We start from the raw sequence: 25,621 nt of genomic DNA, 5'->3' as shown, positions 1-25,621 counted from the left end.
AGACCTTATGAAATCATTTTTACAACGCCGTGCCGTACTCGGACTTATCGCCAGTAGCGTGCTGGCCGCCTGCAAACCATCAAGCACTAAGCCGAGTGGCAATGCCTCAACAGACGCATCGGTGAAGCAAGCTGAGTCATCGCTGACTAACCATTGGCGGGCAGCCAAGCAACTTACCTCGTCGATGTTTCAGTATGGAATTGCCAGCGGCGATCCAGCTGCTGATAGCGTCGTGATTTGGACGCATGTTAATGCCAATGCGCCGGCACTGGTTGATTGGGAGGTGTCACTTAGCCCTGATTTCAAAGAGCTCGTGTCACACGGCCAAGTCACCACCGATGCGGAACAGGATTTCACCGTAAAGGCGATTCCCGCAAACCTTAAATCAGGCACGGCTTATTATTACCGTTTTAAGTTCGCGAATACGCTATCGCCAGTGGGGCGAACTAAGACTCTGCCGGTCGGTAGTCTTAACCAATATGGCATCGCGCTGGCATCTTGTTCTAATTACGCTTTTGGCTTTTTTAATGCCTATGATGCCATTGCTAACGATTCCAAAGTTGATCTGGTATTACATACTGGAGACTATATTTACGAGTACGGGGCTGACGGTTGGGGTGCTGAAACAGCGCAGCAAATCGGCAGAGTGCATGAGCCTGCGCATGAAATTGTAAGTCTGGCAGATTACCGCGCTCGACATGCGCAATACAAAACAGATCAGGGTAGCCTTGCGATGCACGCTACGCATCCCATGGTGTGTTGTTGGGACGACCATGAAACGGCTAATAACCCATGGATCGGCGGCGCGCAAAACCATCAAGCTGACACTGAAGGTGAGTGGGCTGACAGACGCTCGGCATCGGTGCGCGCGTACTATGAATGGATGCCTATTCGCGACCCGCACACACTAGATGAACGCTTGGCATTTTCGCGTGCTTATCGGATCGGTGATCTCGCAAATCTGGTGACGCTTGAAACTCGTCATACCGCACGTGCAGAACAAATTGATTACCTCAAATATTTTGAAGGGATCCAATCCATGGCCGATGCTGAGCGCTTTACGCAAGACGTGATCGCCGAGCCGGGGCGGCGGATGCTTTCAAGTGAAACCGAAGCGTTGGTGCAACAAGAGTTTGCTCCAACCGAGGGCACAATGCAGCCTTGGCACTTGCTTGGCAGTGCAAGTCCGATTGCCCGAATGTTAGTTCCCGACGTACTTAGCATGGGTGTTTTAGACGGCGAACCACCGGAACAAATGGAAAGCTTTGCAGCGCAAGCCTTGGTTTGGAAAGGTAAGTACAATATGCCGTTTTATACTGACACTTGGGATGGTTATCCGTGGGCACGTCAGCGTTTTTATGAGGCCTGCCAATCTGTGTCTGCCACTGATCTGGTGTTTCTCACTGGCGATAGTCATAGCTTTTGGATCAACAAGATCAGCGATGATAGTGGCGTTGCAATGGGCGTTGAGTTAGGTACCGCTGGAATTTCATCACCAGGTGATTTTGTCGAGAGTGGCTGGAGTCGGCCGGTAGCGGAGAAGCTAGATAGACTGTTCGAGTCACAACTTGATGAAGTGATTTGGACCGATAATCTTAACCAGGGCTATGTTCGTTTAGACCTTGGTCGTGAACAGGCCGAAGCTAGCTTTGTTGCGGTTAGCACCGTGCTGGAGCCAAACTATACCAGCCGAGTGATTAAACGCAGTGTGATTCAACGCAATGACAATGCGCTACAGTTTGCTACCTAGTCGACATTCTGTGTTTTACTGAGCAACAAAAAAGCGGCCTCCCTTTTGAGTAACTAGGAGAGACCGCTTTTTGTGTTAGCGTCAATGTAGCGCTACAAATCATCGATAATAGTGATTAACTTTTGTAGTCAACCGAGCCCTTGTCTACACGTTTAGCGAACTCGGTGGTGCCGCCTTGAGATAAGGTTTTTGCTTGTTCAATCCAGTTCTCACGCGTGATTCTGCCAGGGAATGCTAATGAGCTTTCTACCCAACTTACGTTGTCGTCGTTCCACGCAGCGATTTGCTTGAATTGGTAGATTCCCAACTCGTTCAAGGTCTTTTCAATAACTGAGCCAATACCTTTAATTCGCTTAATGTCATCGGCATCGCTCGGCGCCGTGTCAAATCCGAAGGGGCGTGCTAAGTCTGCTGCAGACAGTGCGGCGGCAACCGGAGCCACTTCTACTGGTGTCGCTTCTACTGGAACCGATGTATCAGCGCCTAAAGTCTCGGTGCTAGATATGATGGGCGCACTGGTGGTTTTAGAGGTTGATGTGATTTCTTCAACGGTTAACTCTGACTTTTTGTTGCGGCAACAGAAAAACCATTGCACAAACATCCCAAGTAGAAACGCTAAAAGTAAAAACACCCAAATTTCCAAAAACAAATATTTCATAATTAATCTCCTTACTCAAACCTATTAGTTATTGAGTTTGAATTCGATGCGACGATTCTGTGCTCGCCCCTGATCTGTTGAATTAGTGGCGATGGGGCGGTTCGGACCGTATCCCTTTGCACTAAACTGCGTGGTAGGCAAGCCTTGGTTTAGCAAATACGTCACCACAGCTTGAGCGCGTTGTGCACTCAGCGTCATGTTGTAGTTTGCATTGCCGGTGTTGTCTGTATGGCCAGCGACTTCAAAAGTGGCGTCTGGGCAGCGTTTAGCGGTGCTCACGATGCGCGTTAGTAGCGCAAAGCTATCACTTGAAATATCTGCCTTGCCCGTTTCAAAATTGACCTTGCTGCTAGCCAGGAGCTGCGTTACCAACTCTTCGCAAACATCGCGGGTCACAATTGTTTTTGGCACAGTTAGCTGATTGTCAATATTGCCCGAGAATTGGCTACTCAGTGATTGTTCCAATTCGCTGCGTAAAGCATCGCTGGGTACGTTACCCGTTAAACGCAAATCGCTGCCATATATCACTAGGTTAATCTCGGCGTCGCTAGCTGCTTGCAACTTCAAGGCAGACAAAAAATTGCTTGCCTGCAGCGGCTCGACGGATCTACCAACACTGAGATTGTCTTTAATATTCTCAGCACCAAATAAACGTGTAGCATCAGCGACTAATTGATCAATTTCCGCTTGGTTGGCTAATTCACCGCTTAACGTTATTGCATCGCCACTCGATGAAACAAGTAGTTGAGCATGTGTCATTGCCAGCGCCGGCGGCACATTGTTGCTGTTTTTCGCAGCGCTTGTGTTACTGGCTGTTTGCGTTGCATCGTTAGCTTGCTGAGCATTGCTAGCTTGTGTGCTTGAATCGCCTAACTCTGCTATGGCTGCCACGCTACCAATGTGTTTAGCACTGCGAACGCCATAGGCACTGCTGGCTAGTTGTTCGGCTCGAGCAGCCGCTGCGGCGCTCGGCGCTTCGCCTTTCAACAGCACGTTACGTCCTTGATTAAAAGTTTCAATGGTCGCCCAACTGTTAGTTGAATCCGCCAAACTAACTTGTGCAGAAGCGGCGACTTCCTGTTCAATGTGGCGCCACTTAAATGCCAATGTGAGCGCTAACAGCAACAGTGAGCAAAGCAAGATTGGGATCCAACCTATACATAAAAATTTAGATTCTCGCATCGTTCTTCCAATCCTCCGATAGCGTTAATAGACAAACAAAAAAGGGCGGTGAATAACGCGACAAAACTCAAAACAGGCGTGTTCGTGTCCTTAACTTATAAGGTGGTCAACAGTGATCACCGAGTACTGCTTGGATAGTTAGAGAAGACTAACCAAATACAGTATGGCAAGTTTGCTGGCGCTTGCCTATCCAGCAAATGTCATCAAGTGTTAACAATGGCGCGCGCGTAAACAGGCGTCTATGCCGCATATTTCCTAGATTCGAAGCGAGTCTCGGCCTAGCCGTGATACTAGCGCCGTGACTCGTCCGGTACCGGCTACGCTTACATCGGGCTCAGGGTATAGCTACGACATTGCGGCAATTTCTGACAATGCATAATCGATTTCATCCTCATCGTTAAGTAGGCTCGGCGCAAAGCGAGCGTAGCTCTGGCGATACGGTGTGCTACTCATAATAATTCCCTTATTATGCATACGCTTAACCACGTCATCGGGCGTTACACCGGCTACATCGAAGCATACTAGGCCAGAAGAGAGGCTACTGGACATCGGCGTGTAGAGCTTAACGTGCGACATCTTAGCCAGCCCAACTTTGGTGTGAGTGTTTAATTGATGAATCCGTTGTTGCACATTTTCTTTGCCCAGTTGTTGGTGCAATTGAAACGCGGCAGGCAAAGCCCAGCGATGCTCAAATGAGTGGAATCCACCGGGTGTCATATGTTCGCCGATTGGAACTTGGTCTTGGCGAGAGTTGCCGAGCCACACGTCGTAAGATCGACTAAAACTAGGAATAACTGCTTCGCACCGACTCCACGCTCGGTCATTTCCCCAAATTACCCCAGTGCCGCGCGGGCCGAAAATCCATTTGTGCGTGCCAGCGATAAAGAAGTCACAACCGAGTTGGCTGATGTCTTGGTCTTCAATGCCGAACCCATGTACACCGTCAACACAGAACAGAATTTGGTCGGCGTCATCGCGTTTGGCGTTGATCGTCTGAATTGCATCAGCCATGGCGCGAATCGGTAATTTAACGCCCGTAGACGAATGAACCCAGGTTACCGCCACCACACTTGTTTTGGCTGTAATTCCGTTAAGTAGATTTTTAACTAATGATTCAGTACTTACTGTAGCTGGGTCTTCATAGAGAGGCACCTGTCGAACGCTTGCGCCGGTGCGTTTAGCGCGATGCGCCAACGACAAATCAGTGGAGTAGTGGTCGTGCGTGGTTTGTAATATTTCCTGCCCAGGCTGGAGTTGTAAGCCGCTGTAGACTAATGCTAAACCCATAGTTGTGCTGTCGGTTAACGCGATCTGTGAGCCATTGCCGCCCATATAGTCCGCGGCAGCGTTAGAGATATCGGCGTCAATCGTTAAGCCGTGTTCATGCCAATAATCCGATGGATTTTCATCAAGCGCACGCCGATGACGATCGATTTCGTCGGATACTGGCTTTGGGTGTGATGCCAATAGAAAAGTTGAGAGTTGAATGTAATTGCGCGTTAGCGGAAACAAATCGCGCAGTGCGCTCCAATCGCCTTGGGAGACTGGAGCCGCCGAAGTCATGGCTACGTCCTTGGGTTTTGCCGTGAATGCAGTCTCTGCGGCGCGCGTTGTGTTAGCGGTTAAACCTGCACCTAGAGCGATGCTCGAAATACTCAGAAAATCACGTCGTAACATACCTTTCTCCTTTCAACACTATTGTCGGTATAATTGACAATAGACTAATAATCCGAATCGGTAAAGCCAGGCTGAAACCAAGCGAATTTGATTCGACATAATAGATAGCTGTTTCATTTGCAATTTAACTCATCAATATTGATGGCTGATTAGCTTTGCTACTTGGAACTTGTCACTAGGTGTGCATAATCGCGCTTCTGGCAACGAGGTGTCATATCCACTGCTTGGAAAACGGAATTTTCCCATTAAGGAAAATAATTTGAGTTCGCAGGCACTAATCGTATTTAAATATAGGAATTATCATGAAGGCAATCATTGCACTACTCGTGCTTATCTCGGTTGGCGGCGCGACAGCACAATTCGCGCGCGCTGGTGAATTTAGTATCGGCCTGATGGCTGGGCAAGCGACATTCGATGAAATCAATACAATTTGTAATGACGTTCGACAGCAAGGTCCAGAATATTTTGTCGTTCGTTGTACTAACCCCGATGACAGTGACAGCGCGCTAGGCATTAATGCAGCGTTTCACTTTAACGATTCTTGGGCGATAGAGGCAGGCTATGTGGACTTAGGTGAATACGTAACACGCTTGTCAGTGTTACGGGAAAGCGCCGACATTACGCTAAGCGCAGAATCATTGTATTTAGCTGGTGTAGGGACAGTACCACTCAGCCAACGTTTCTCATTGTCTGGCCGTGCTGGTGTGTATGAGGCTCGTGGTGAAGTAGGCGTTGTTTCCGCATTTGACGCAGTTGAAATCGATGGCGATGCAGAATTCTACGCAGGCGCATCGGTCGATTTTCGCGTTACCGACAAGTTGGCGTTACAAGTTCGCTATGACGCTTTCGACGAAATCAAGCTTATTGCTGCCGGAGTGCAATTTCGCTTCTAATACCTTGTATATAGTTTGCGTATTAAAAATTGAAAGGCTGCCAACTGGCAGCCTTTTTTGTTGGCGTTTCAGTTGTGTCAGTTATTTTAGTTACTCGCTCAACGCGATTGTATAGCCGCGCCAATTTGAACCGGTGATGGTGGCCGTTTGCCCCGACGTTATGGCTGTCGCCGGTAAATGAATTAGCTCTCCAATGGGTTCATCACTGCTGGTGACTAAGTGCTTAATAATAGCTAAATAAAAAGGCATGGCGCTGACATCTTCTATTAAAACAGCCCCCGGTGACATCATGACTGGGGCAAATGAACCGCCTTCTGCGCGCTCAATATGTGCCCATATGCCCTGATTAGACATGTTGTGGAGAGACACTTTATTGGGCACCAAGTCTTCAAAAAGCTGCTCAATTTTGAGCTTCGTGTTTTGCTCTCCTTCAGCGCCAGCATTGACCACCTGAAATTTCGCCGCGCCCTCCAAAAACTGCATGCTATTGGTTTTCTGACCGCCGTCAGGGGCGAGTTTATTGCCGTAGTTGGCGTGCACAGTAAATTTTTGTCGTGCAGAGAATGAAGCGGATGTATGGCTGTTCAGTGATTGGGTAATCCATGCCGATTGCTCTACATTCTCTGTGGGTCGTGTTGTGTAAATACCGAGCTGGAGGTGGTCTTCAGAGTTGTTAACAATGTTGATCAGTGACATATCGCGCGACTCCTTGTAGATAAATTGAAATGATTAAAATCCCTATTTCGACCAGCGGTCGGTGTGGCTGAGCGAATACCCTGATACTACGATGTCAGCGTCAAAATAACTAATGAGGTTTACAAAAAGTTGAGTCTGAATAGTCTGTGGATTTACTTTTTTGGGGGCTGAATTATCACTCATTTAGGGGATAGTTTAGATGCGGTATCTTAACTAGCATTGGTTTGCATAACACTGATTGGGCTCACCTCCCAAACCCATTCCACACGGAGAAAAAATCAATGGCAAACGAATTATTTCGATTTATGCTGGTCGAAGCTCGAACCCTTAAACCCAAAAAACCTGGTAGCGATAAACCCGACGTCGTTGAAGATCAAATTGAAGCGATCGGTGACCGGCATAATATTGCACCTCGCGATTTCGTAACCATGGTGATGTCTTTAGGTGGCGCTACCGTAGAAGCTGAGGTGCGTCGAGACTTGCTCGAACCAATCGCCACGCCCACCGACCCGAGTTCGAGCCAACAGAGTTTGGTGTCAATCTTTGGCGTCGGCAAAGCTTACGTTACGCGTGAGACACTGCTCGGTTATGAGAAAGAGGAATACGCGTTTATTGAAAACGTATTGCGCGGTGAAGAGAAGGTTCGGTCGCATCGCCGCACTGACCGAACAGAAGTGATCGAGTCTACTTCCTCAACGATTGAAACGTCACAATCTCGTGACTTGCAAACTCATCAAGCGGCTGAGCTTGCTAGGGAGACCTCAGAACAAGTTGAGAAAGAAGCGGCTCTCCAAGCTGGTGTTAAAGTGTCGGCGGACTATGGCACCACAAAGGTGGATGCCATGACGTCAGGCAGTGCTGGTATTTCTACTCAAGCAAGCCAAACCGTGGCTTCTCGGTTTTCCAAATCGGTGGTGACCAAGGCGGTGAACAAAATGCAGGAATCTCGATCAGAAACTAAGGTCGTGAAGTCTGTTACTGAACTTGATGAATTGTCACTTCACAGTTTTAAGAACGCTGCGTCTGGGGCTAAGAATATAGCGGGCGTATATCGTTCGTTGATGCGCAAAGTTAAAGTTGAGGTGATGGAGGTTGGCCAGCGGATGATGTTGGAGTTTGTTGTGCCGCAACCCGCAGCGAGTCTAATTCGTAAGCGCGTGGAGAGCCCCGGAATTACCAAACCGGAAGCTATTTCGTTGTCCTTGGAAGATGTGTTGAAGAGCGAAACGTCAATCGCTGAATGGGCTAGGCGATATACCATTGAGGCGAGCAAGGTAAGCGCTACCGACGTAGTCGCACCGCCGCAATCGGGTGTCTCACAGTCTAATACATTTATTCTCAAACCCGAGGACAGTCAGGCTGGCAGTCGCGAGCCACTGGTGCTTGGCGATGAGAGTGGTGAGCTGTTAATCGAAGTGCCAGAGGGGTATCAACCGAGTCATGCGCAACTCACTGTGTTGTTTCCGGATATTGATGAAAACGATGGTGGTGACAATGAGAAGCGTTACAACTTTTGGATAAACATTGGCGAAGCTCGCGTTTCTCTCTCCAATAAAAAGAAGTTCATCGATAACAATGGTCAGCGTACGGTTGAAGAGCGAAACGGGCGTTTTTACGTAGCGGGCTTAGAAGTGCCGGCAGACCTCGATGCGAATCAAAACCCAGTGGCGCCAACGGTAGACTCCAAAATCCGCAAACTAAATGCTACGCAAATTGGCAATATGACAACGGCAATCCCGATTGCCGCCACTGCATTTTCGCGCCATGCTATTTCTGCCACGGTAACCGTGTACTTTGAGCCGACTAAAAGCGCAATGCGGCAATGGGCGTATCAAAGTTACTCTGAGATACTCGAGGCTTATCAAGCGCAAATGGCCGACTACCAAAATGAACTAGACAGGCTTGAGCTCGATAGTGAGGAACCGAGGCAGCGAGTCAACAGTCTGAAAAATCGCGATACTGAACGTCGAGAATTAAAACGAGCATGTTTGTCGATGCTAATGCAAAGTGCTCGCTTGGACGACCCTGCTGGATCAACAATGATCGACAGCGAAGGCGATGTCAATTTTGCAGATACTGCTACCTTAAATAATTTCTCAACTCGTGTTCGAGCGTTTGAAACGGCGTTTGAGTGGGAGAATATGACGTATATTTTCTACCCATATTTTTGGGCCGACAAGGAAAACTGGTTGGAGATTCGTTCCGCATCGAGCATGGATGCCACGTTTGAGCATTTTCTAACCGCTGGTGCTGCGCGCGTGTTTGTTCCAGTTAGGCCCGGGTATTCGCAGCAGGTGGCTGAACAAATCCTAGGTGGTGAAAGCTTTGACGAGTTCGATGTTACCGAAAACCGAGACTTATTAGAGATTCTCGAGTTAGATAAAGACCGACAAGATGAAGTGCTAGTCGATTGCTTCGAAGAGCTGGTGCCGACTAACTTGGTGGTATTGGATGATGACAACCCAGACATCAACGACCTGCTGCTCGGCCGCACAGGTTGTGCGAAGCTGTCCGAGCCAGACCCTGAGAAGCCCGAGCCGCCGACTAAACCCGAGAAGCCGGTTAAAGACAAAATGGCAAAGTCCAAAAAATAGCGCAGACATAGCATGAGTGAACAGCAATTTCTAATCATGGTCGCGGGTCATGATTACAATAATCACTGTCATCGAGCGCAGAAACGTAATGGCGTTTTAGCTGGTACAACGCGCTATGAGGATCTTTGTCAGCGAAGACTCGAAGCGATTATTCGCTACCCCAAAGAGTACGGGTATGCGGGGCTCAAAATGGGCAGCAAGGTCACGGCGATCGTATTAAGGTTCACGAGTGTCGATACTACGTTGGAAAAAACGGGGCGGCAGATTGTGCGTCAAGAGTTTACTGTCTCTACCACCACATCGGTTCCTAAAGTCACCGACGATTCTTGGAATGCTTACCCTGGAGCGGTCAATATTACGGGCATGATTGCCGACGATTACGACTGGACCAGCGATTCGAAGAGTGCGTCTAATTGTTTCGACCGCACAGTAGCGGCTACCGAGAGTATCCACTCGTCGCGAATTTCTGTTTTACATTTGTATTGGGTGATTCACCAGCAACGTCTTGAGTGGGTTAATTCCAGCAGCAAGCCGGTTATTTTCGAAGTGTCGATTTTTTCTCACAGTTACAGTATCGGCCCAGTGTTAACCAACACCAGCATTCGAGAAAAATATAAAGACGCGGACTCTCGTGACCCTAAAGACTTGGATGCGAGGTCGGGCTTAGACATGGTGTCGGCAGAGAAAGAAGGGCAGCTATTCAGTGATTTGGTCTTAGGTGCGTTTAGTAGTCGTGGTTGGCCATCGACCAACAAGTATGACAAGGTCGAGACCGTATTCACTAACCATCGGCGACTGCGTGGCACGGGCACCGTAGAGGGCGACCCGAGTTTAATCAATAGTTCCTATTGGCAACCGTTTTCTCCTGAATCCACATTTCGAATATGGGGCTGCAATGTCGCAAAGTCTTATCGGCGCGTGATTGAGCTATGGCTTAGGTCAAAACATAAGCCCGATTACGGGTACGATTCGCTAAAAATAAAGCAAGGCCTGAGTTCGGAGAAGTCAGACTTAAGGGCATACCGTAAGCTTGATTTTTCATCTGAGTTTTTATGGAAGAAGATGAATGCGAAGTCGGAGCTGGCTGCGTTAATTAAGTCCTTTCCGAACAAGCCGGTTAGCGGCAAAAAAGTAACCGAGCAAGATTACCAGAAGTGGGCGGACTCTTTATCGAGCGTTGTTGGCGCGGGGATTCTCGCAATATTAACGCGCGGCATTGTCGAGTCGATTAGACATGAGCTCTATGCAAACGCGAGCAACAAAGAAAAATCAGCCTGGGCCAAACCGTCTGACATTCCCATGGTGACCTTGGCGCCTGAGGTGTACCGTAAGCTCAAGCGCAAGTCCGGAAAATTAACTGCGTATGTATCAGCCTTTGGTATTCAATGCGTGACCTTGGATCGCAGCCAGTATGGTTTAGCCGTTGCTGTAGCGTTTGGCATAAACGTGCGCATGGCACCTATCGGCGGTGAAGGCTTGTATCAAGAGGAGCGGGTAAAGCCAAAACTAACTGGCTTGCGGGCCAAGTACCCAATTCACGAAGTACCGATTGGTATCAAGGTTAAAGGCGGCTTTAATCGGTATCGATACGAATTCAAGTACGCGCGGACTGGCGCAAAAGGCAAATACAGCGAGGCATATGGCTCAATTCTTGAGTTTTACCGACAGCATCTAAGCGTAGATTACGATGAAGATGGATATCTTAAAATCAGCCCACAGCAGGCGCGCTTATTGTATCTTGGGTTGTTTTAGAAATATGATTAGGTGTATGGGTGCTCTACCTATCCTAAATGTAGAGGCATGATCAAAAACTTGAGTTAGAAGCGCTGTTATCGATGAAACCTTGTGATTTATTTTCACTCGTTTGTTTATAAAAGTGCATGAATCCGTACTATAGATACCTGTTTCGCTTTGCACGGAGGCACGGCAATTAACCGAATTAATAGAGTCAGATGCGAATTACACTACTATCCGTTTCAGCTTATCCAATAATAGTGGATATCGTTGCTCTTCAATCAAAGGGTGTAGGTGTGCCGATAAAATCTCATCAACATATTTATTACTCAAAATTTTCTGTATTTCAGACTTTAAAAAACCTTGAATTGATTCACCTGAATTTTTGATCTCCTCGACAATCGTCGTTCGATTGTCGATTACATAGATAATATCTTCAAAATCATGACTAGTTCTGTAATCGCCCTGGCCGCGATGATTAAAAGCTTCAAATTTAGTTGCCAGATAGCATGGTGCTGGCAGTATTTGGATTGGGGTATCTTGAACTTCTATTTTTTGTATTGATTCGAACCCAACTTGATACCAGCGGTTTGTTGGGCCGCGCATTGTGTCCGTTGCAGCCATTATGTCTACAGCAATATCCTTATAGCGGTAAGAGCAGATTGCATGGCCGTGTAAGTCTGGGTGAAAGCCAAGCTCAGCCAACCTGTTGTCTAATCTATGTTGATCGATATCCACTAAAGTCAGAGTTAAATCCACATCCTGAGTAGGCCGAACTTCGTCTGCTGCCGTATCGTCGGCGTATACGCTTACGACGGCGCCACCAACAAATACAACAGACTCGTTTAGCTCCCCAAGTGCATTTGCAATTTCAGCAACAACCCCAAGGTTTATTGTTCTATTTTTCATAATACTTAGTCACCAAGTACACGTTTCTTAAGCTCTGTTACTGCAATGGCCTTCTCTCTTGAGCTGCCAAGCCGAATTGCGTCGACCAAGGCTAAAAGCTCATGCAGCAAAGGATCATTCTGTATCGCTTCAGGTACAGACTTATAAAGTGGAGTCACTGCCTGTCCTTTGACGGTACCGCTGGCGTATGGCCACACAAAGTTATCATCGCTGTGTATTTGTTCTTTTAGAGGCGAAGCGCTATGTGATGTTGGCACACCACGAACCATTGACCCTGGGCGTTGAGGGAAAACATACGTTAATCCGTACTCAATGAAGTCCATTAACGCGAGTCTACGGACTTTCCGGCCAGAAGCATCTAGTAGACCTGCATATTTTGATCTGGCAATAGAGCGACTCATTTCTGATTGAGCAAGGCCTAGATCCCTAGCCATTGGTATTTGGAACCATGGTTCTTCACCGCATGCGATGATTTTCAAAAGAACCAAAATATCTTGTGGTTTCATAGTTGAATTTTCTTTGCTCATACTCATTATCCTATATCTGGATATAGGATAATGGCACTAAGGGCATTCGTGATCAATAGAAAATACCACAATTTATCCTATATCTGGATATGGGATAAACAATCAAGAATCCTTCTCGAATGCTCTTTTAGAGCAACACCTGTTTCATTATCTAACACTAACATCAGTATGTAGCTTTGCAGCCTGAAGTCTCCGTTTTTACATTTGTAAAATTTGACTGGCCCGCAAATTCCTTCTTCGTCAATAGGATCTAAGGGGTCAGAGCCGTTTACACAGCTCAGCTGATCTTCGAAAAGGGCTTTGACCCCTTAAATTATCTTACCCTTGTCATCGCACGTTTTTTGATGAGATGGTTAGGAGAAGGCCAACTTTCATATCAAATCTAGTGACCGTGATTTTTAATATTTGAGTCCGGTTAGGGCTACGCGCCATAATTCCTTTGCGTTCAGAGGTTTTCTAAAGTGTGATATATCTTCTTATCCGGGGTGATTTTGCTATAAAACTGTGGAGGCGTAAACTCGCTATCTAAATCTCTAATTTGCTCTAGAGTCAGCAAGCTTTGTATCTTGCGCACATTTTTTAAACCTATGAGGGTCATAACAGACCGGTCATCACAATAGTCAAGATACTCACTTCTACTAATACATAAGTTATCAGAGTAATTTTTCCAAATTGATTCACTATTCTGAGCAAATACAAAATCTATTGTTGCGACTGCAACTATCGCTCCGGTAGGTTTAGTGCTGTAGATCCACAACGTATCGCCTTCGTTAAGCCTTACGGTCCTTGACCTAAGTTCTATGGTCTTGCAGCCATCAATAATGTTTTTCACGTGTCTGGGGTGAATGGAAATTAGAGCCGCTGTCATTTTCAATATCCTGCCTCAAAAAGAAGCGACAGTTTATCATTCATTAATTTTTCTATTGTCGCCAAATTTGCTGCGCTTATTAGGCCAAGTTCTTTAGCTATTTTAAAACCAATCGGTCGTGGTAACTTTTTAAAATTATCAAATGTGAATACGTGGATATTGCCATTTTTATTCGAAACCTTAACAAGCTCACCATGGTCAATGACGCCTTGTCGGGATAAGGAAGGTCCAATATCGTTGATGTGCTTAATTTCGGAGTATGTTACTCGGGCAGTGCCGATAACTTCTTGAGGACTACTTTTCCCCGACACATAAAATGCAATTAAAGTACCCTTTTCAATATATCTAGCCCGCGTAGGTGACCTGAAATAGGCTTTCTCCAGCATAAGTAAATTTGCTTTAGTGCAAAAAAGACTTGCCTGGGGACCAGTGTTGCCCAATAAATCAATAGCAAATGATTCTCGTATTGGGATTAAGACACATGATCTTGAATCATGGTTTAGGACGCCTGGTGAAATCAATGATTCAAAATCAAAGAGGCTTAACGAATGAGCATAAATTTCTGAGTCTTTTTTAAGCGTGATACCTGTATGAACGATATCATCGCTAGATGGGATTGTCTCGCTAATCCGATAGCCTGATTCGTCGTAATACTGATCAACGAAACTCTTCCAATTCGTACTATCTAAAACGCCATTGTAGGCGAGTTTAATGAGATTGTTACTTTTGGGTGCTTTTATAAAACCTTTCGTTATGGCTGTCTCTCTGGTTATGATTTGCGATAAGCTTATGTAAAGGTTGGTCCTGCATACTTTCCCTTGGGGTAATTGTCGAAGCGATCTTTCTATAAAATGATCGACTGCGAGGGTAGCTTGCGGATGGGACTCATCCACAAATAGAAATATGTCTACACCGTTCAAAGTATTGGAAAAATTTATCCCGCAATAAGCTATTGTTATTCCGGCTATTTTTAGACAGTTAGCCTCAAATTCTTTGTTTGTTTTTAGATGGCTTTCAATGAGTGCTATTAAATTATCGGGTGTTCTTAACTTAGCAATCAATGGTATTTCTGATAGGTTTAAAACATCTCTACACGATTCAATCTCGATTGGCTCGCCGTCAATTTGGGTTGGGACCTGAGTGATATCATCAGGTCGAAAAACAAATTCAGATGGAGAGATCACTTCTACTCCGTATTTCGAATACAGCTCAGCTGATCGGGCTAACATGGAGTGTTCGCCCGTCACAAACCCGTCAACACTCGCCAATATTGAGTAAGCTAAATGACGTAAATCTGATAAATCGTTTTTTGCTTTCCTCCCTGTTTTTGACCTTTGAGGGAAAATAATCTCTCTGAGTTCATCTGCAAGAGCAGCTATATCTATCTCATCGAACTTGGGTAATGTTGGCAGTGCTCGTGCCAATGCTAAAAGGGGGTCTTGGCTGTTGGTTTTCGTTCGTTCTAGCTCTGTAATAAACTCCTGTGTGACAACAATCTTTATAGCGCCGTTCATTGATTTTGTAATAAAGTCTCTTGCGACTGCCGCATTTTCACGGTCCTTAACAAGGTCAAAAAGTACATTAAGGTCTAAAGCGTAAATTGGTGGGGATAGGGTGGGCCTGTTTAGATACTCGAATGATTTTTTCGTGGTCTGCGTAATCGGAGTTAGTAGGTCTGGAGTGTCCAGTTGAAGTAACCGATGGTTTATTCGTCTTCTATTTTTACTCTTGGCAGACCCCCCTTGAGATGTTTGAGTGATAGAAAAGCCGCTTTTTTCCCAAAACTGATTTGCTGGAAGTTCGGCGGCTACTTTCGCGTGAATAAATGAGTATTTGTTTAGATTTCCATGTTTAATTAGTTCGTCTAAAAGTTTTGTGCCAATTCTTCTGCCCCTCGACAGAGGGTTAACGAATAACTGAAATACTCTTAAATTGGGGTAAACGCCCCCGAACATAATATAGCCACATATTTCATGTTCCTTCCCAGTAGCTAACCACAATTGCCCTTTGAGACTCATCTGTCTGTAGGCGGCTACTGGATTAAAACCAAACGAGTTTTTATTTTGATCGGCAAAATCCGCCACCTGACTAATGTATCGTTCGTAATGATCCGAATTAGAATATTGTTTTAGTATTTTGATGTCCGACGCATCTACGTCTATTTCATTAAGCTCCATATAAATTAAGTCCTCCTAGACAGATCGGAAATGATGTTTATATTACCGCTCCAAGTATGGAGCTGACTGTGGACTAAATCAACTCACATACTCGCTCTCAAAGTTCACTCATTTGGAGGTAGCGGCTATAACTAGGTTTAGATTCGTAGGCTTTTCTATGAACTCATCAAATTAAGGGGGCAAAGCCCTTTACCATCTTTTAGGCGAAGCTGGGTCGTGATTTTCTTGTTCGCCCTTGGCCCTGGGTGCTTCGTCTAGGCCATTATCTTATTGTCGTTTTGTGAGATTTGGTGGTTATAAAATTTATTCTCAGGAATTGATCTAAGGGGTCAGAGCCGTTTACACAGCTCAGCTGATCTTCGAAAAGGGCTTTGACCCCTTAAATTTTGGTTTAAAAAGTCTAATAAATCGGTACTCTGGATACCAAAATAAATACATATTCAAACTTGCCCCCCAAAAGAAGCATAAGAGCTTCTTTTTGCTTTGCAATGCACTAATAGAAGCTAATAAGCTTCTTATTCTGATAAATCCTCTCAAGAAGAATCATATAAGTTGCATTTGGCTGTTTAGGAAGCTAATATGCTTCTTTCATTGTTTGAGTGGGATGTAGTAATAATGAATTCATTATTAAAGCAGATTAAAAAAAGGCGTTTAGCTCTGGGTTTTAAACAAACCGATATGCAAGAGCGAGTTGGTATTATGCGCCAGGTTTATCAACGTTTAGAGTCAAAAGGAAATCCACGTCTTACAACGTTGGAGTTGGTGGCAACGGGTTTGAATAGTGAACTAATGTTGATTCCATTAGATAAGGTAGCGGCCGTAAGGGCGTTGTTGGAGAGCTCTGGAGTTAATCAACTAGAATCTGCTATAAAAACCGAAAACCCAGAAGACGATCCTTGGAATGACATTTTAGAGAGTGATTCATGAGTACGAATATTGATGTGAACTTCCTAGGTTTAAGTTTGCATGGCGTATTAGTCGGTCACCTGGCGGGTTTTCGGAATGGGAAAAATAGCCTGATTTTTTCTGAGGAATTTCAGCACGATAGTAATCGGCCTACTTTTAGTTTGATAACACACCCCAGTTTTCCCAAGTCACAAGCGTTGATCTCAAAGATATGGGAAAACAACCATCGACTTCATCCGTCTTTATCGAATCTATTGCCTGAGGGGGCACTGCGAGAGCTAGTAGCACAAGCTCTAAAAGTGCATGTCGATAATGACTTTCAAATATTGTCATATCTGGGGGAAGATTTACCTGGAGCTCTCGTCGCAACTGCGCTAGACCCTGACGAGGTGCCCAATCATATATTGTTGAAACTTGGGGAAGGTAAGGCCGTTGAATTTGATGAAAATTTTTATGAGAGAAAAGCGCGAGAAAATAAATTTTCACTGGCCGGCGTTCAAATGAAATTTTCGATGAAAGCGAAAGATGGGCGGTATAATTTATCGAAAGAAGGTGCTTTAGGAGATTGGATTATCAAAACACCATCTACCCAGCATAAGGATGTGCCGCAAAATGAATTTACGGCTATGACATTAGCTTCTGTAGCAGGTGTTAACGTTCCTGATATGAAATTGGTCGAGTTGAATAAATTAGATAACCTGCCACCGATCAAGCTGCCCGACGAGCCATACGCTTTTGCGATCAAGCGTTTTGATAGAAAAGGTGGTCAAAGAATTCATATGGAAGATTTTGCACAAGTATTAGTGAAGCAGCCTAGTCAAAAATATGGTGCATCTAATTATGAAAATATAGGCAAGGTGCTCTATCAATACTCAGGCGATCGATTGGCTGATGTGCAACAATTTGCAAGGCGGTTGTTGGTCAATATATTACTGGCCAATGGTGATGCTCACTTGAAAAACTGGAGCTTACTATATTCCGATATGAGAACCCCAAGGTTGTCACCAGCTTATGATGTTGTCACCACAAGCGTATACATTGAAGGCGAAAAAGAGTTTGCTCTAAATCTAAACAAAGGTAAAAATTGGTATAAAGTTAATTTTTTGCATTTTGAAGCATGGGCTCGAAAAGCCGATATTCCCTGGAATGTTGTTAAGCTTCATCTTGAAGATACCATGGACAAAGCCAGAACCCTTTGGCCGGAGAAAATTCAAGATTTACCAATGAATGAAGAACACAAAAAACAGTTAAAAGAACATTGGAGTAAGTTGCACCCTGATTTTAAAATAAACTAAATATCCATTGTCCGGATAAATTAAGGGGTCAATAAATTAATAAGTTAAGGGGTCAAAGCCCTTTACCATCTTTTAGGCGAAACTGGGTAGTGATTTTCTTGTTCGTCCTTGGCCCTGGATGCTTCGTCTAGGCCATTATCTTATTGTCGTTTTGTGAGATTTGGTTGTTATAAAATTTATTCTCAGGAATTAGGAGCAAGTCTGTTTCATTGCTCAGGCATACAGAGCTTGCTCTAGCTTTTTGCGTGAAGAGTTTCTTGCTTCAGTGCTCATTTTATCTAGGTTAATAAGTTTCCAGGCAACGGCGGGCAATTGTTCAACATGGGGGTAGTAGAAATTGGCCCAATCAGCGGTGCCACGTTTAATGTCCAGCAAAAATTCTTTGTCGAAGTCAGTCAACATATTGTGTAGATTACTTATGAGCTGCTCCCTAGTCTCTTCTAGTTGTTCTACGGAAACCTGTGAGTTGGTCATTGTTTCAAATTCTTTCTCGTAAACTTCCTCCAGTGGTTTTCGGTTAGGTTTTACTAGTTCGACCATGGGCCTAGGGCTGCTTATCAGGTACACCAAAAACGTATTTTTGAGTTCTTCGCTGATACCTTCATTTTCCAACAGGAGTTTCACGTCATATAGATCGCGCGGGTGTTGCCTATCGAGTGCCGCGCATAGCTTGCCAGCGTAAAGGTCATTAAAATCAAGCATATTGATTTCAGCGAAACCAAATTGCTCTTCCACGCTAGGGGTAACGGTTTGCATCGACGGTAAGTGTACCGTCTCGCGCATAACCGGGGTTGTTTCAATCTTTATTTGCGTTTGTTTATTACTCACAAGAATGCGCGTTAGAACGCCTTTTTTCTGAGACTCCGATACTGCAAAGCCTCGTTTGTGCAAGTCAGACTGAATACTTTGCATTGCCTGTTTGATCTTGCTTAAGCTCTCATCACGATTTCCTTTTTCAATATAGGTGAGATCGATATCGACAGAAAGCCGTGGTAGGTCGCGCACAAACAGATTGATTGCTGTACCGCCTTTTAGGGCAAAACAAGTTTGTTTCGCCACAGTCGGCAACACGCTCATTAGTAATTGAACCTGTTTGTAATAGATACTGTTAGTGTCCATGGATTGTTTGATCCTCCATTTTTCTTGGCACTGTTATTTGCCATTGATTGTTGTAACGGCCACCTCTGATTATTGACCGCTTGCCTTTACCTAAATCGACAGTTTCCCACTGTATACGTTTTATCCAGGCATGATCGTGGCGTTGTAATAACCAGCCGCATAAACGTTTTGCTTTTATGTTAGGGCAGAGCCTTAGCAATTCGTTAAGCCTTGTTGGACTTAAATTTGCCATGCCTTCTAGTTGCCTATCGATAGCGACTAACTCGATTTCTAATTTTGCATCAACGAGTTGCTCTAATAGAGCGAGTTCCAATGTGGCGTATTTTATTTCTCGATCCCATTGGCCGAATGTTTGGGTTCTATAAGCCGAGTTTGGTAGTTTCTTCAGCCAACTTTGTTTTGTGCCTGTTAGTGTTTCCGTAACTGGTGTTCCGCTGAGCCATTTGGGCAGCGGTTCTGCTGAATACAAAGATATTGAAGTTGCTGAATCACTAACGCTAACGAAGTGATCTAGCCCTGCCTCTCGAACGACTGAAGCTCCACCTACATGTGCGTGATAGCCCAAATCCGTAAGAGAAGCGACGACTTCTTGCCAGGTTAGGTTGTAGTCACTTTTTCGGTGATAAACACCTCGAGCAAAAGAAGACAAAAATCCAGAGCGCACGTAATAGTCCACATCTGGCCTGGTCAGCCCATATGAATACAAGACCTTACGGTTCACAAAGTAGCCAGGCTTCAATAATTTCTCTAGATTGATCATGCTTGGTTTAAGTAATCTTAGTTTTGCATAGTTATATTTATGCATTAAGCGGCAAAATTAAACTTACTTCAAGCTCTATGTTTAAGATATATTGGTTTTGCATAAATAATTTTATGCAAATAGATGATTTGTTAAACTGATTCTGATTTTAGTGAGCGTCACACGCTTCTAGTATTTTTTGAGTGTGACTTTGTAAAGCTAAGCCGGTTTTATTATCCATGACGAGCATGAGTGCATAGCTTTGAAGTCAAGAATCGTCATTCTGACATCGGTATAATTTGAAGGTGCCATCCATAGATTCATTGTTTATTGTTCCAAGGAGCGGTAATAGCATGTCTTCATATTGGTCGTTTACAAAGCCAAATTGAATGTTGCCATTGAACGCTAAGAACGCCCCGTCGCCAACATTTGGCTTGCCGATTCGACTGGAAATTGCTCATCCTCTTATTAATAAATTGGTGTGTCGTCATCATGAGTTATCTTAATCAAATAAAAGAAACACCCAAGGGTATTAGGTGCATCGAGTTAATTTGACTACCTCTAGCCTGCGGCTGCACTAGCGCTCCGCGCGTCGGTCGTTCACGCGTATCCTGCGCTGCCACGACACGAGCACGTACTTGAACGTCGCCCGGATTGCGGGTATCTCGACCACCGCTAGCAATAAAAAAGCCACCAGCTTTCACTGGTGGCTTTTAAAGTGGTGGAGGCGGCGGGGATCGAACCCGCGTCCACAAGTCCTCCGCTCATCGGATCTACATGTTTAGTTTGTCTTTAATTTAGCCCTTACCAACTGGACAAACGCACTCGGTATCGGGTGAGTCGACTTGCGTTTTAACCGTTGTTTAATCGACACAAACAACTAGCGATTTCATGTTAGATGAGATCTCGAATCCAAAGCCATGAACAACTCCGGTGAGACCCTAGCTGCCTAAGCTGCTAGTGCGTAGTTATCGTCGTTTGCAACTATAACTTTTGTAGCTGGTTTTAAGAGTCAAGCCACAATGCTCTACATGCACCGAAGGTTTCGCGACCCATGTCGAAGCCATGTCGCCCCCATTTTCTGTCTACGGCCTAGCGGATAAATAACGTGCTAGGCCGAAAATTTTGTCAAAATCTGGGATTTCCTTTTCGGGTTACGCAGTATATGGGGGCATTCTGGCGGAATCAAATAGATTCGGTGGTATTTATGCTTTTGGTGCAGCGATGATCACCGACCAGTAGCCTTGATAGTGGGCTGCCCCAAACTCGCGTTGCGCTTCATCCATTATGTTTTGGCAGTGTGCTTTGCTGTTAATCCAGCCATCAAACGCCGCGTTAGCGTCGCGATAAGCAAAGCCGATATTCTCGGCATAACGACTCCAGCGATAACCAACTTGCGCTAATCGTTGCTTGGTATTGCCACCAGCGGAATGCGTTAACGTTTGCTGCTTCGCCATGGCTCGCACCTGTTGTTGCGCAGCGGCCGCGAGCTGCTGATTCCAGCTCAGTGGCGCGGCATGCTGGCGAATAAACCAACCGCATTTGACGCCATCCACGCGTGCTTGATTGTGCAGTGCAAGCAGCTCGGCCGCTTCGTCAGCGTGTGTCTGAAGTTCTAGGTCGGCTGATTGAGTTGCGGCCATTTGTGAGTAAAGACACAGGCATACGCAGGCAACCATCCATCGGGTAGTCGTCATCGTTTAAGTATAAGCCGATTGTGGTGAACTGCATGGCGAGGTTGCAACTTTATGCTTAAAACTAGCTTAGAAAATAAGACACGGGAACGGGTTTGGTGTGAGGTTGAGTTTGGGTGCTTGCCAGTTGAGCTAACCATAATTCGGCGGTGGCAATGGCATCAATAACCGCATTGTGAGCTTTGTAATTAGGCAGATTGTAACGTTGCCGACAATCGTTCAGGCGTAATGACTGACCTTCAAGCGTGCCATGAATTAGGAGTTTTTTACGTTCTACTTGCAGCGTGTCAATCACTGGCGTGTATAGGCGAACGCCATACTCTGAGAGACATGCTTTGTCGAGAAAGGCGCGGTCTAACGGGGCGTGGTGCACCACTAAAATATGGTCTTGTAGGTCGCGCAGTAGCGCGCCGAGTACTGCTTCTAAGGCAATACCGCTAGCTAGGTGTTTATGGTGAATATTGTGGATTGGCGCTGATTGATCAAGATTTACCGATGCTTGCTGTTGTTGCACGTAATGGTGTTGCGCGGTTGAGAGTAAGACTTGCCCTTGTTCGATCAGGACCCAACCGGCACTCAGAATCGAATCGACTTTAGCGTCGAGTCCCGTCATTTCTAGGTCGAGTACTAAATAGCGACTCGCCAAAGCACTGGTAGAGGATGATGGTGGATGCGCACCTAGAAATTGCAGCATATCTGGATGCTGGGTTTTAGCTTTGGCGCGCTGACGGTCACGCTGTTGCCACTGGTTTTTGAAGAATTTGAGCATATCGATGGGCTAGCTGATGCCGCCACCGTACGCTTGTTTTAACCCCGTTTGCGCATCGCTGACTACTTTAAATGCGTCTTTTAGGTGGCGATTGGTTAGGGCACTAAAGTCTTTGGGATTCAGGTGGTTGTCTGGGGCTTGGCTGCGCTTTAGTTGTTCACCTTGATGCAGTAGGCGTTGGTGGGCAATGTATTCATGCGCATCAAGCAAGTTGCGCCCATCATGTTCGTTCAATGCGCCTAAACGAATTACTTCTTCAAGCCGGTCGCGGGTATTAACGGCACTTACGCCATTTGCCAGCGCATGGATTCTTGCAATATCGTTAATCGGCATAATGCCGCGCTTTTTAACGTCGAGCGTATGTTTATGTTCTCCGCCGCGTTCCACCATCAGTTGGCTAAACACGCCCAGCGGGGGGCGAATGTCATTCGCATTTTGGGTCAATAGTGACAAAAAGATACTGTTATCGCGCGCTAGGTCTAGGATTGGGTTCTGCAGGTCGGCAAACAAGTTTTCCGCACCAGCACTGACGACAATCGGTCGCATATCGAAAAAGATACTAACGCGCATTAAAGCGTCGCTGCTGGGTTCGTTGATCCAATTATGAAATTTGTGCTGCCATGCACTAAGCGAGAGCCGCCATTCGTCGGTCTGCGCCATGATTCCGCCAGGGCAATACACATAACCGCAAGCATCTAAGCCAAAGTTGACGAACTCAGCAAGTTGTTTGAAGTAGTGGTCTTGTTCCGGGCTTGGTTCTTGAGCCAAGAGTAAGCCGTTGTCTTGGTCAGACTTGGCTGACTGGTCTTGTCGGCCCTGCGACCCAAACGCCAACCACACAAATGGCAATGGTGGCGGTCCAAATTGTTGTTGAGCTAAGGTGATGAGGTGACGCGTAAGGGCGCTGGTAACTGACGTTAAAATGCGTCCTAGGTCGTCGGCTCGTACATCAAGTTTAATTAGATGCAGTAGTAGCTCGGGAATTTTTTCAGAGATTTTTTTAAGTTCATCAACCTGCTTAGCGCGGTGAATTTCGCCGATAATTAGTACTGGGTCGGAGCGTTGCAAGCGAATTAAGTCACTAAGCGTGACCATAGACTGTACTTGCCCGTTTACCGTTACTGGAAGGTGCTTAATCTGATGCCGAATCATCAAAATATTAGCTTCATGCACCATCGCCATATGATCGATGGTGATTGGGTCGCCGGTCATGACCGACTCGATAGCTTGTTGAGTATCTACATTCTGCGCGATAACGCGTTTACGGCAGTCTTTGTCGGTGAAAATGCCAACCAGGTCGCTCTGCTCATTGAGTATGGCAAGTGACGCGACGTTTTCGGTGGTCATGATTTGTGCCGCGTGTTGGATCGTCATTTCTGGTGTCGCGCTGACTAACCGTGGTGACATAATGGCATCAATTCGCGTAGCCCAAGCGCTATTTTCCTCGCGCTTGCTAAGACCGACCCGCAGGCGCTGCTCAAATGCGTGTACAAAATACTGATCAAATTCGTCGCTGGCTTTACGTAGTGATCTAAAGCTTTGTTGGTCTAAGCGATGCAGCAGTCCGTCTTCAAACACGTGTAGAGTGTGCCCACCAGAGTCGCCGGTGAGCAGCGACAAAAATCCAAAGAAGCCGCCTTCTGTTACGCGGTCTAGCAAATCGCCGTCTGCGTTTCGCACATCGAAGACGCCGGTGCGCACAATAAACAATGTTGGGTTGTTGTAGTCGAGTATTTGTTCTTGGCTATTGGCTTGGTGGTAGGTGGTTTTGAGTTGCCGAGCGGCGTGAAGCAAGGTGTCGTTCTCGAGTTGGTCGAATGGTCGCAGCTGGCTTAAAAAGCCAACAACCTCAGTGAGTTCGGGCGGGCAGGATGTCATTTTGGTGCTCTCAAAGGAATGCGATAACCCTTGTTAACACAACGCGGGGAGCGATGCTAGCGCGGGCATCTACGACTTTAGTCGTAGTTAGACTATTGGCTAATAGCGAGAGTGGGCTTGCTTTGCAATAGTGGGACAACAATACCAATACTGCGAGGATCCCACGATGAGAAGAACAAAAATAGCCTGCGTTTGCCTGAGTTTGCTGGCGGCAACCGCAGCGCCTGGAGTCGCGTTTGCTGATGCCGTTGACTTAGAACAACGCGTCATGCAAATGGAGAAAGAGTTACAAGAATTAAAGGCGTTGCTCAAGCAAGAAGGGCAGCAGCGAGAAACCGAAGTCGCCGCGATTAATACACAGGTGGCCGAGGTGGCAAAGACCGCACCTAAAGCGAATTTGAAGTTAGGTGATAACACTACGCTAACTTACGGTGGCTTTATCAAGGTAAATGGTCTGTACAGTGATTACGACGATGGCCCACGTCCAGGTAATATTGGTGACGAAATTTTAGTGCCAAGCACGATTCCAGTTGGCGGCGTAGGTGAGGGCGCGCAATTCGACTCCGATGTTAAAACATCGCGCTTCTTCTTCAAAACCTCGACCCAGACCAGCGCCGGTTTGCTGAATTCTCATTTCGAGATGGACCTGCTCAGCGGCGGCGGCGATGAGCGCGTGTCCAACTCAACCAACTCGCGAATTCGCCATGCTTATTTCGATTGGAAATACTCGAGCGATGCTTCGTTATTGGTAGGGCAAACTTGGAGTACGTTCTTTAACGTCGGAGCATTGCCTGAATCGGTTGAATTCATCGGCCCGACTTCCGGCACGATTTTCAATCGTCAGACTCAATTGCGTTGGACTAAGAGTCTTGGCAGCGGTTCATTCATGTTGGCTGCGGAAAACCCTTCGACCAGTTTAACCGATGCCGGTTCGGGTATTGCAGCGAGCAATTATGACGATAATAGCGTGCCAGATATTGTAGCGCGATTTAACGGTAAAGCCGGTAATCACGCCTATACGATTGCAGCACTGGGTCGTGAAATAGCTTATGACGATGGCTTATTGGACGAAAGTGACTTTGGCTTTGCGCTAAATTTGTCGGGCAAGTTTAGCCTCGGCAATGGCGATGATATTCGCTACTCGTTCAGTCATGGCAACCTCGGGCGTTACATTGCCTTGAATGCCTTTCGCGACGGTGGTATCGATGCCGCGGGTAACTTAGAGCTTACTGATGTGACCGGCGGTTATGTGGCGTATCGACATAACTGGAACGATAAGTTGCGTAGCACGATTCAATACGCACTGGCGACGGCTGATCTGGCACCGGGTATTGCGTCCAGCAACACCGAGCGAGTGGACAATTTCAACGTCAACTTAATGTATTCGCCAACGCCTAAACTCACCTTTGGCGGTGCATTGATCAAAGCCAGCCGTGAGCTGGAAAATGGTGCGAAAGGAGAGCTGAATCGTCTACAAGTGACGGCCAAGTTCGCATTCTAGTTGTACCTAAACGGGCTATTACAGCGCTGTTTAATTTAGACTCTGGCGATTGGGT

Annotated in this window: 20 protein-coding genes and 1 other RNA gene; 7 read left to right on the top strand and 14 right to left on the bottom strand. The window is 46.0% G+C overall.

Translation table 11 applies throughout. The annotated features are described in order from the left end of the window. Positions 1–7 precede the first annotated feature (7 nt). Positions 8–1,750 carry an alkaline phosphatase D family protein gene (locus tag DFR28_RS09650; RefSeq protein WP_170132048.1) on the top strand — a complete coding sequence of 581 codons (1,743 nt, stop codon included), beginning with the start codon at positions 8–10 and terminating at the stop codon, positions 1,748–1,750. A gap of 115 nt (positions 1,751–1,865) precedes the next feature. Here DFR28_RS09650 and DFR28_RS09645 read toward each other — a convergent pair whose 3' ends face one another. The 3 genes from DFR28_RS09645 to DFR28_RS09635 form a co-directional block, all read right to left on the bottom strand. After that, a complete protein-coding gene (locus DFR28_RS09645; protein ID WP_113954115.1) occupies positions 1,866–2,408 on the bottom strand; it encodes a hypothetical protein in 543 nt (180 codons plus the stop codon). 24 nt (positions 2,409–2,432) lie between these two features. Beyond that, a complete protein-coding gene (locus DFR28_RS09640) occupies positions 2,433–3,590 on the bottom strand; it encodes an OmpA family protein (protein ID WP_113954114.1) in 1,158 nt (385 codons plus the stop codon). Positions 3,591–3,935: 345 nt separating this feature from the next. Then, a complete protein-coding gene (locus DFR28_RS09635; RefSeq protein WP_113954113.1) occupies positions 3,936–5,267 on the bottom strand; it encodes an aminotransferase class V-fold PLP-dependent enzyme in 1,332 nt (443 codons plus the stop codon). A gap of 302 nt (positions 5,268–5,569) precedes the next feature. Between DFR28_RS09635 and DFR28_RS09630 the strand changes: the two genes are divergently transcribed. Then, a complete protein-coding gene (locus DFR28_RS09630) occupies positions 5,570–6,160 on the top strand; it encodes an outer membrane beta-barrel protein (RefSeq protein WP_113954112.1) in 591 nt (196 codons plus the stop codon). 90 nt (positions 6,161–6,250) lie between these two features. On the opposite strand, the gene DFR28_RS09625 is transcribed toward DFR28_RS09630, so the two are convergent. Then, positions 6,251–6,856 carry a hypothetical protein gene (locus DFR28_RS09625; RefSeq protein ID WP_113954111.1) on the bottom strand — a complete coding sequence of 202 codons (606 nt, stop codon included), beginning with the start codon at positions 6,854–6,856 and terminating at the stop codon, positions 6,251–6,253. Between the two features lie 281 nt (positions 6,857–7,137). Here DFR28_RS09625 and DFR28_RS09620 point away from each other — a divergent pair, with 281 nt between their 5' ends. Then, positions 7,138–9,450 (top strand): hypothetical protein, encoded by a 2,313-nt coding sequence (locus tag DFR28_RS09620; protein WP_113954110.1) that lies wholly within the window; start codon positions 7,138–7,140, stop codon positions 9,448–9,450. 12 nt (positions 9,451–9,462) lie between these two features. Next, positions 9,463–11,202, top strand: a complete 1,740-nt coding sequence (locus DFR28_RS09615; protein ID WP_113954109.1) for a hypothetical protein — start codon at positions 9,463–9,465, stop codon at positions 11,200–11,202. A gap of 207 nt (positions 11,203–11,409) precedes the next feature. Here DFR28_RS09615 and DFR28_RS09610 read toward each other — a convergent pair whose 3' ends face one another. The 4 genes from DFR28_RS09610 to DFR28_RS09595 form a co-directional block, all read right to left on the bottom strand. Then, complete coding sequence (locus tag DFR28_RS09610) at positions 11,410–12,093, bottom strand: hypothetical protein (protein ID WP_113954108.1); 684 nt, start codon at positions 12,091–12,093, stop codon at positions 11,410–11,412. A gap of 5 nt (positions 12,094–12,098) precedes the next feature. Beyond that, on the bottom strand, positions 12,099–12,620 hold the full coding sequence (locus DFR28_RS09605; protein WP_211316947.1) for a hypothetical protein: 522 nt from the start codon (positions 12,618–12,620) through the stop codon (positions 12,099–12,101). 445 nt (positions 12,621–13,065) lie between these two features. Continuing rightward, positions 13,066–13,488 carry an ASCH domain-containing protein gene (locus tag DFR28_RS09600; protein WP_113954106.1) on the bottom strand — a complete coding sequence of 141 codons (423 nt, stop codon included), beginning with the start codon at positions 13,486–13,488 and terminating at the stop codon, positions 13,066–13,068. A 2-nt stretch (positions 13,489–13,490) separates the two neighbouring features. Then, positions 13,491–15,665 carry a GNAT family N-acetyltransferase gene (locus DFR28_RS09595; RefSeq protein ID WP_113954105.1) on the bottom strand — a complete coding sequence of 725 codons (2,175 nt, stop codon included), beginning with the start codon at positions 15,663–15,665 and terminating at the stop codon, positions 13,491–13,493. Positions 15,666–16,280: 615 nt separating this feature from the next. On the opposite strand from DFR28_RS09595, the gene DFR28_RS09590 reads away from it, so the two are divergent. Continuing rightward, positions 16,281–16,592, top strand: coding sequence for a helix-turn-helix transcriptional regulator (locus tag DFR28_RS09590; RefSeq protein WP_113954559.1), 312 nt, complete (start codon positions 16,281–16,283; stop codon positions 16,590–16,592). Next, positions 16,589–17,866: a type II toxin-antitoxin system HipA family toxin gene (locus DFR28_RS09585; protein WP_113954104.1), complete on the top strand. Its 1,278-nt coding sequence runs from the start codon at positions 16,589–16,591 to the stop codon at positions 17,864–17,866. Before DFR28_RS09590 ends, DFR28_RS09585 begins: the two co-directional genes overlap by 4 nt. A 213-nt stretch (positions 17,867–18,079) precedes the next feature. Here the strand turns inward: DFR28_RS09585 and DFR28_RS09580 are convergent, their stop codons facing one another. The 6 genes from DFR28_RS09580 to DFR28_RS09550 form a co-directional block, all read right to left on the bottom strand. Next, the gene (locus DFR28_RS09580; RefSeq protein ID WP_113954103.1) at positions 18,080–18,985 is read right to left on the bottom strand and encodes a nucleotidyl transferase AbiEii/AbiGii toxin family protein; all 906 of its coding nucleotides are present in this window, start codon (positions 18,983–18,985) and stop codon (positions 18,080–18,082) included. Continuing rightward, positions 18,975–19,790: a type IV toxin-antitoxin system AbiEi family antitoxin domain-containing protein gene (locus DFR28_RS09575; RefSeq protein ID WP_113954102.1), complete on the bottom strand. Its 816-nt coding sequence runs from the start codon at positions 19,788–19,790 to the stop codon at positions 18,975–18,977. The genes DFR28_RS09580 and DFR28_RS09575 overlap by 11 nt, the downstream gene beginning before the upstream one ends. A gap of 653 nt (positions 19,791–20,443) precedes the next feature. Next, positions 20,444–20,800: a transfer-messenger RNA gene (ssrA, locus tag DFR28_RS09565) on the bottom strand. Between the two features lie 129 nt (positions 20,801–20,929). Then, the gene (locus DFR28_RS09560) at positions 20,930–21,421 is read right to left on the bottom strand and encodes a CAP domain-containing protein (RefSeq protein ID WP_113954100.1); all 492 of its coding nucleotides are present in this window, start codon (positions 21,419–21,421) and stop codon (positions 20,930–20,932) included. Between the two features lie 61 nt (positions 21,422–21,482). Continuing rightward, positions 21,483–22,187 (bottom strand): exonuclease domain-containing protein, encoded by a 705-nt coding sequence (locus tag DFR28_RS09555; RefSeq protein WP_113954099.1) that lies wholly within the window; start codon positions 22,185–22,187, stop codon positions 21,483–21,485. A 9-nt stretch (positions 22,188–22,196) separates the two neighbouring features. Beyond that, positions 22,197–24,065 carry a DUF294 nucleotidyltransferase-like domain-containing protein gene (locus DFR28_RS09550; protein WP_113954098.1) on the bottom strand — a complete coding sequence of 623 codons (1,869 nt, stop codon included), beginning with the start codon at positions 24,063–24,065 and terminating at the stop codon, positions 22,197–22,199. Positions 24,066–24,231: 166 nt separating this feature from the next. Between DFR28_RS09550 and DFR28_RS09545 the strand changes: the two genes are divergently transcribed. After that, a complete protein-coding gene (locus tag DFR28_RS09545; RefSeq protein ID WP_147250984.1) occupies positions 24,232–25,566 on the top strand; it encodes a DcaP family trimeric outer membrane transporter in 1,335 nt (444 codons plus the stop codon). Positions 25,567–25,621: the final 55 nt, after the last annotated feature.

It is taken from the genome of Arenicella xantha, from assembly GCF_003315245.1.
Classification (GTDB): domain Bacteria; phylum Pseudomonadota; class Gammaproteobacteria; order Arenicellales; family Arenicellaceae; genus Arenicella; species Arenicella xantha.
This window is presented reverse-complemented; position numbering and strand designations above follow the sequence as displayed.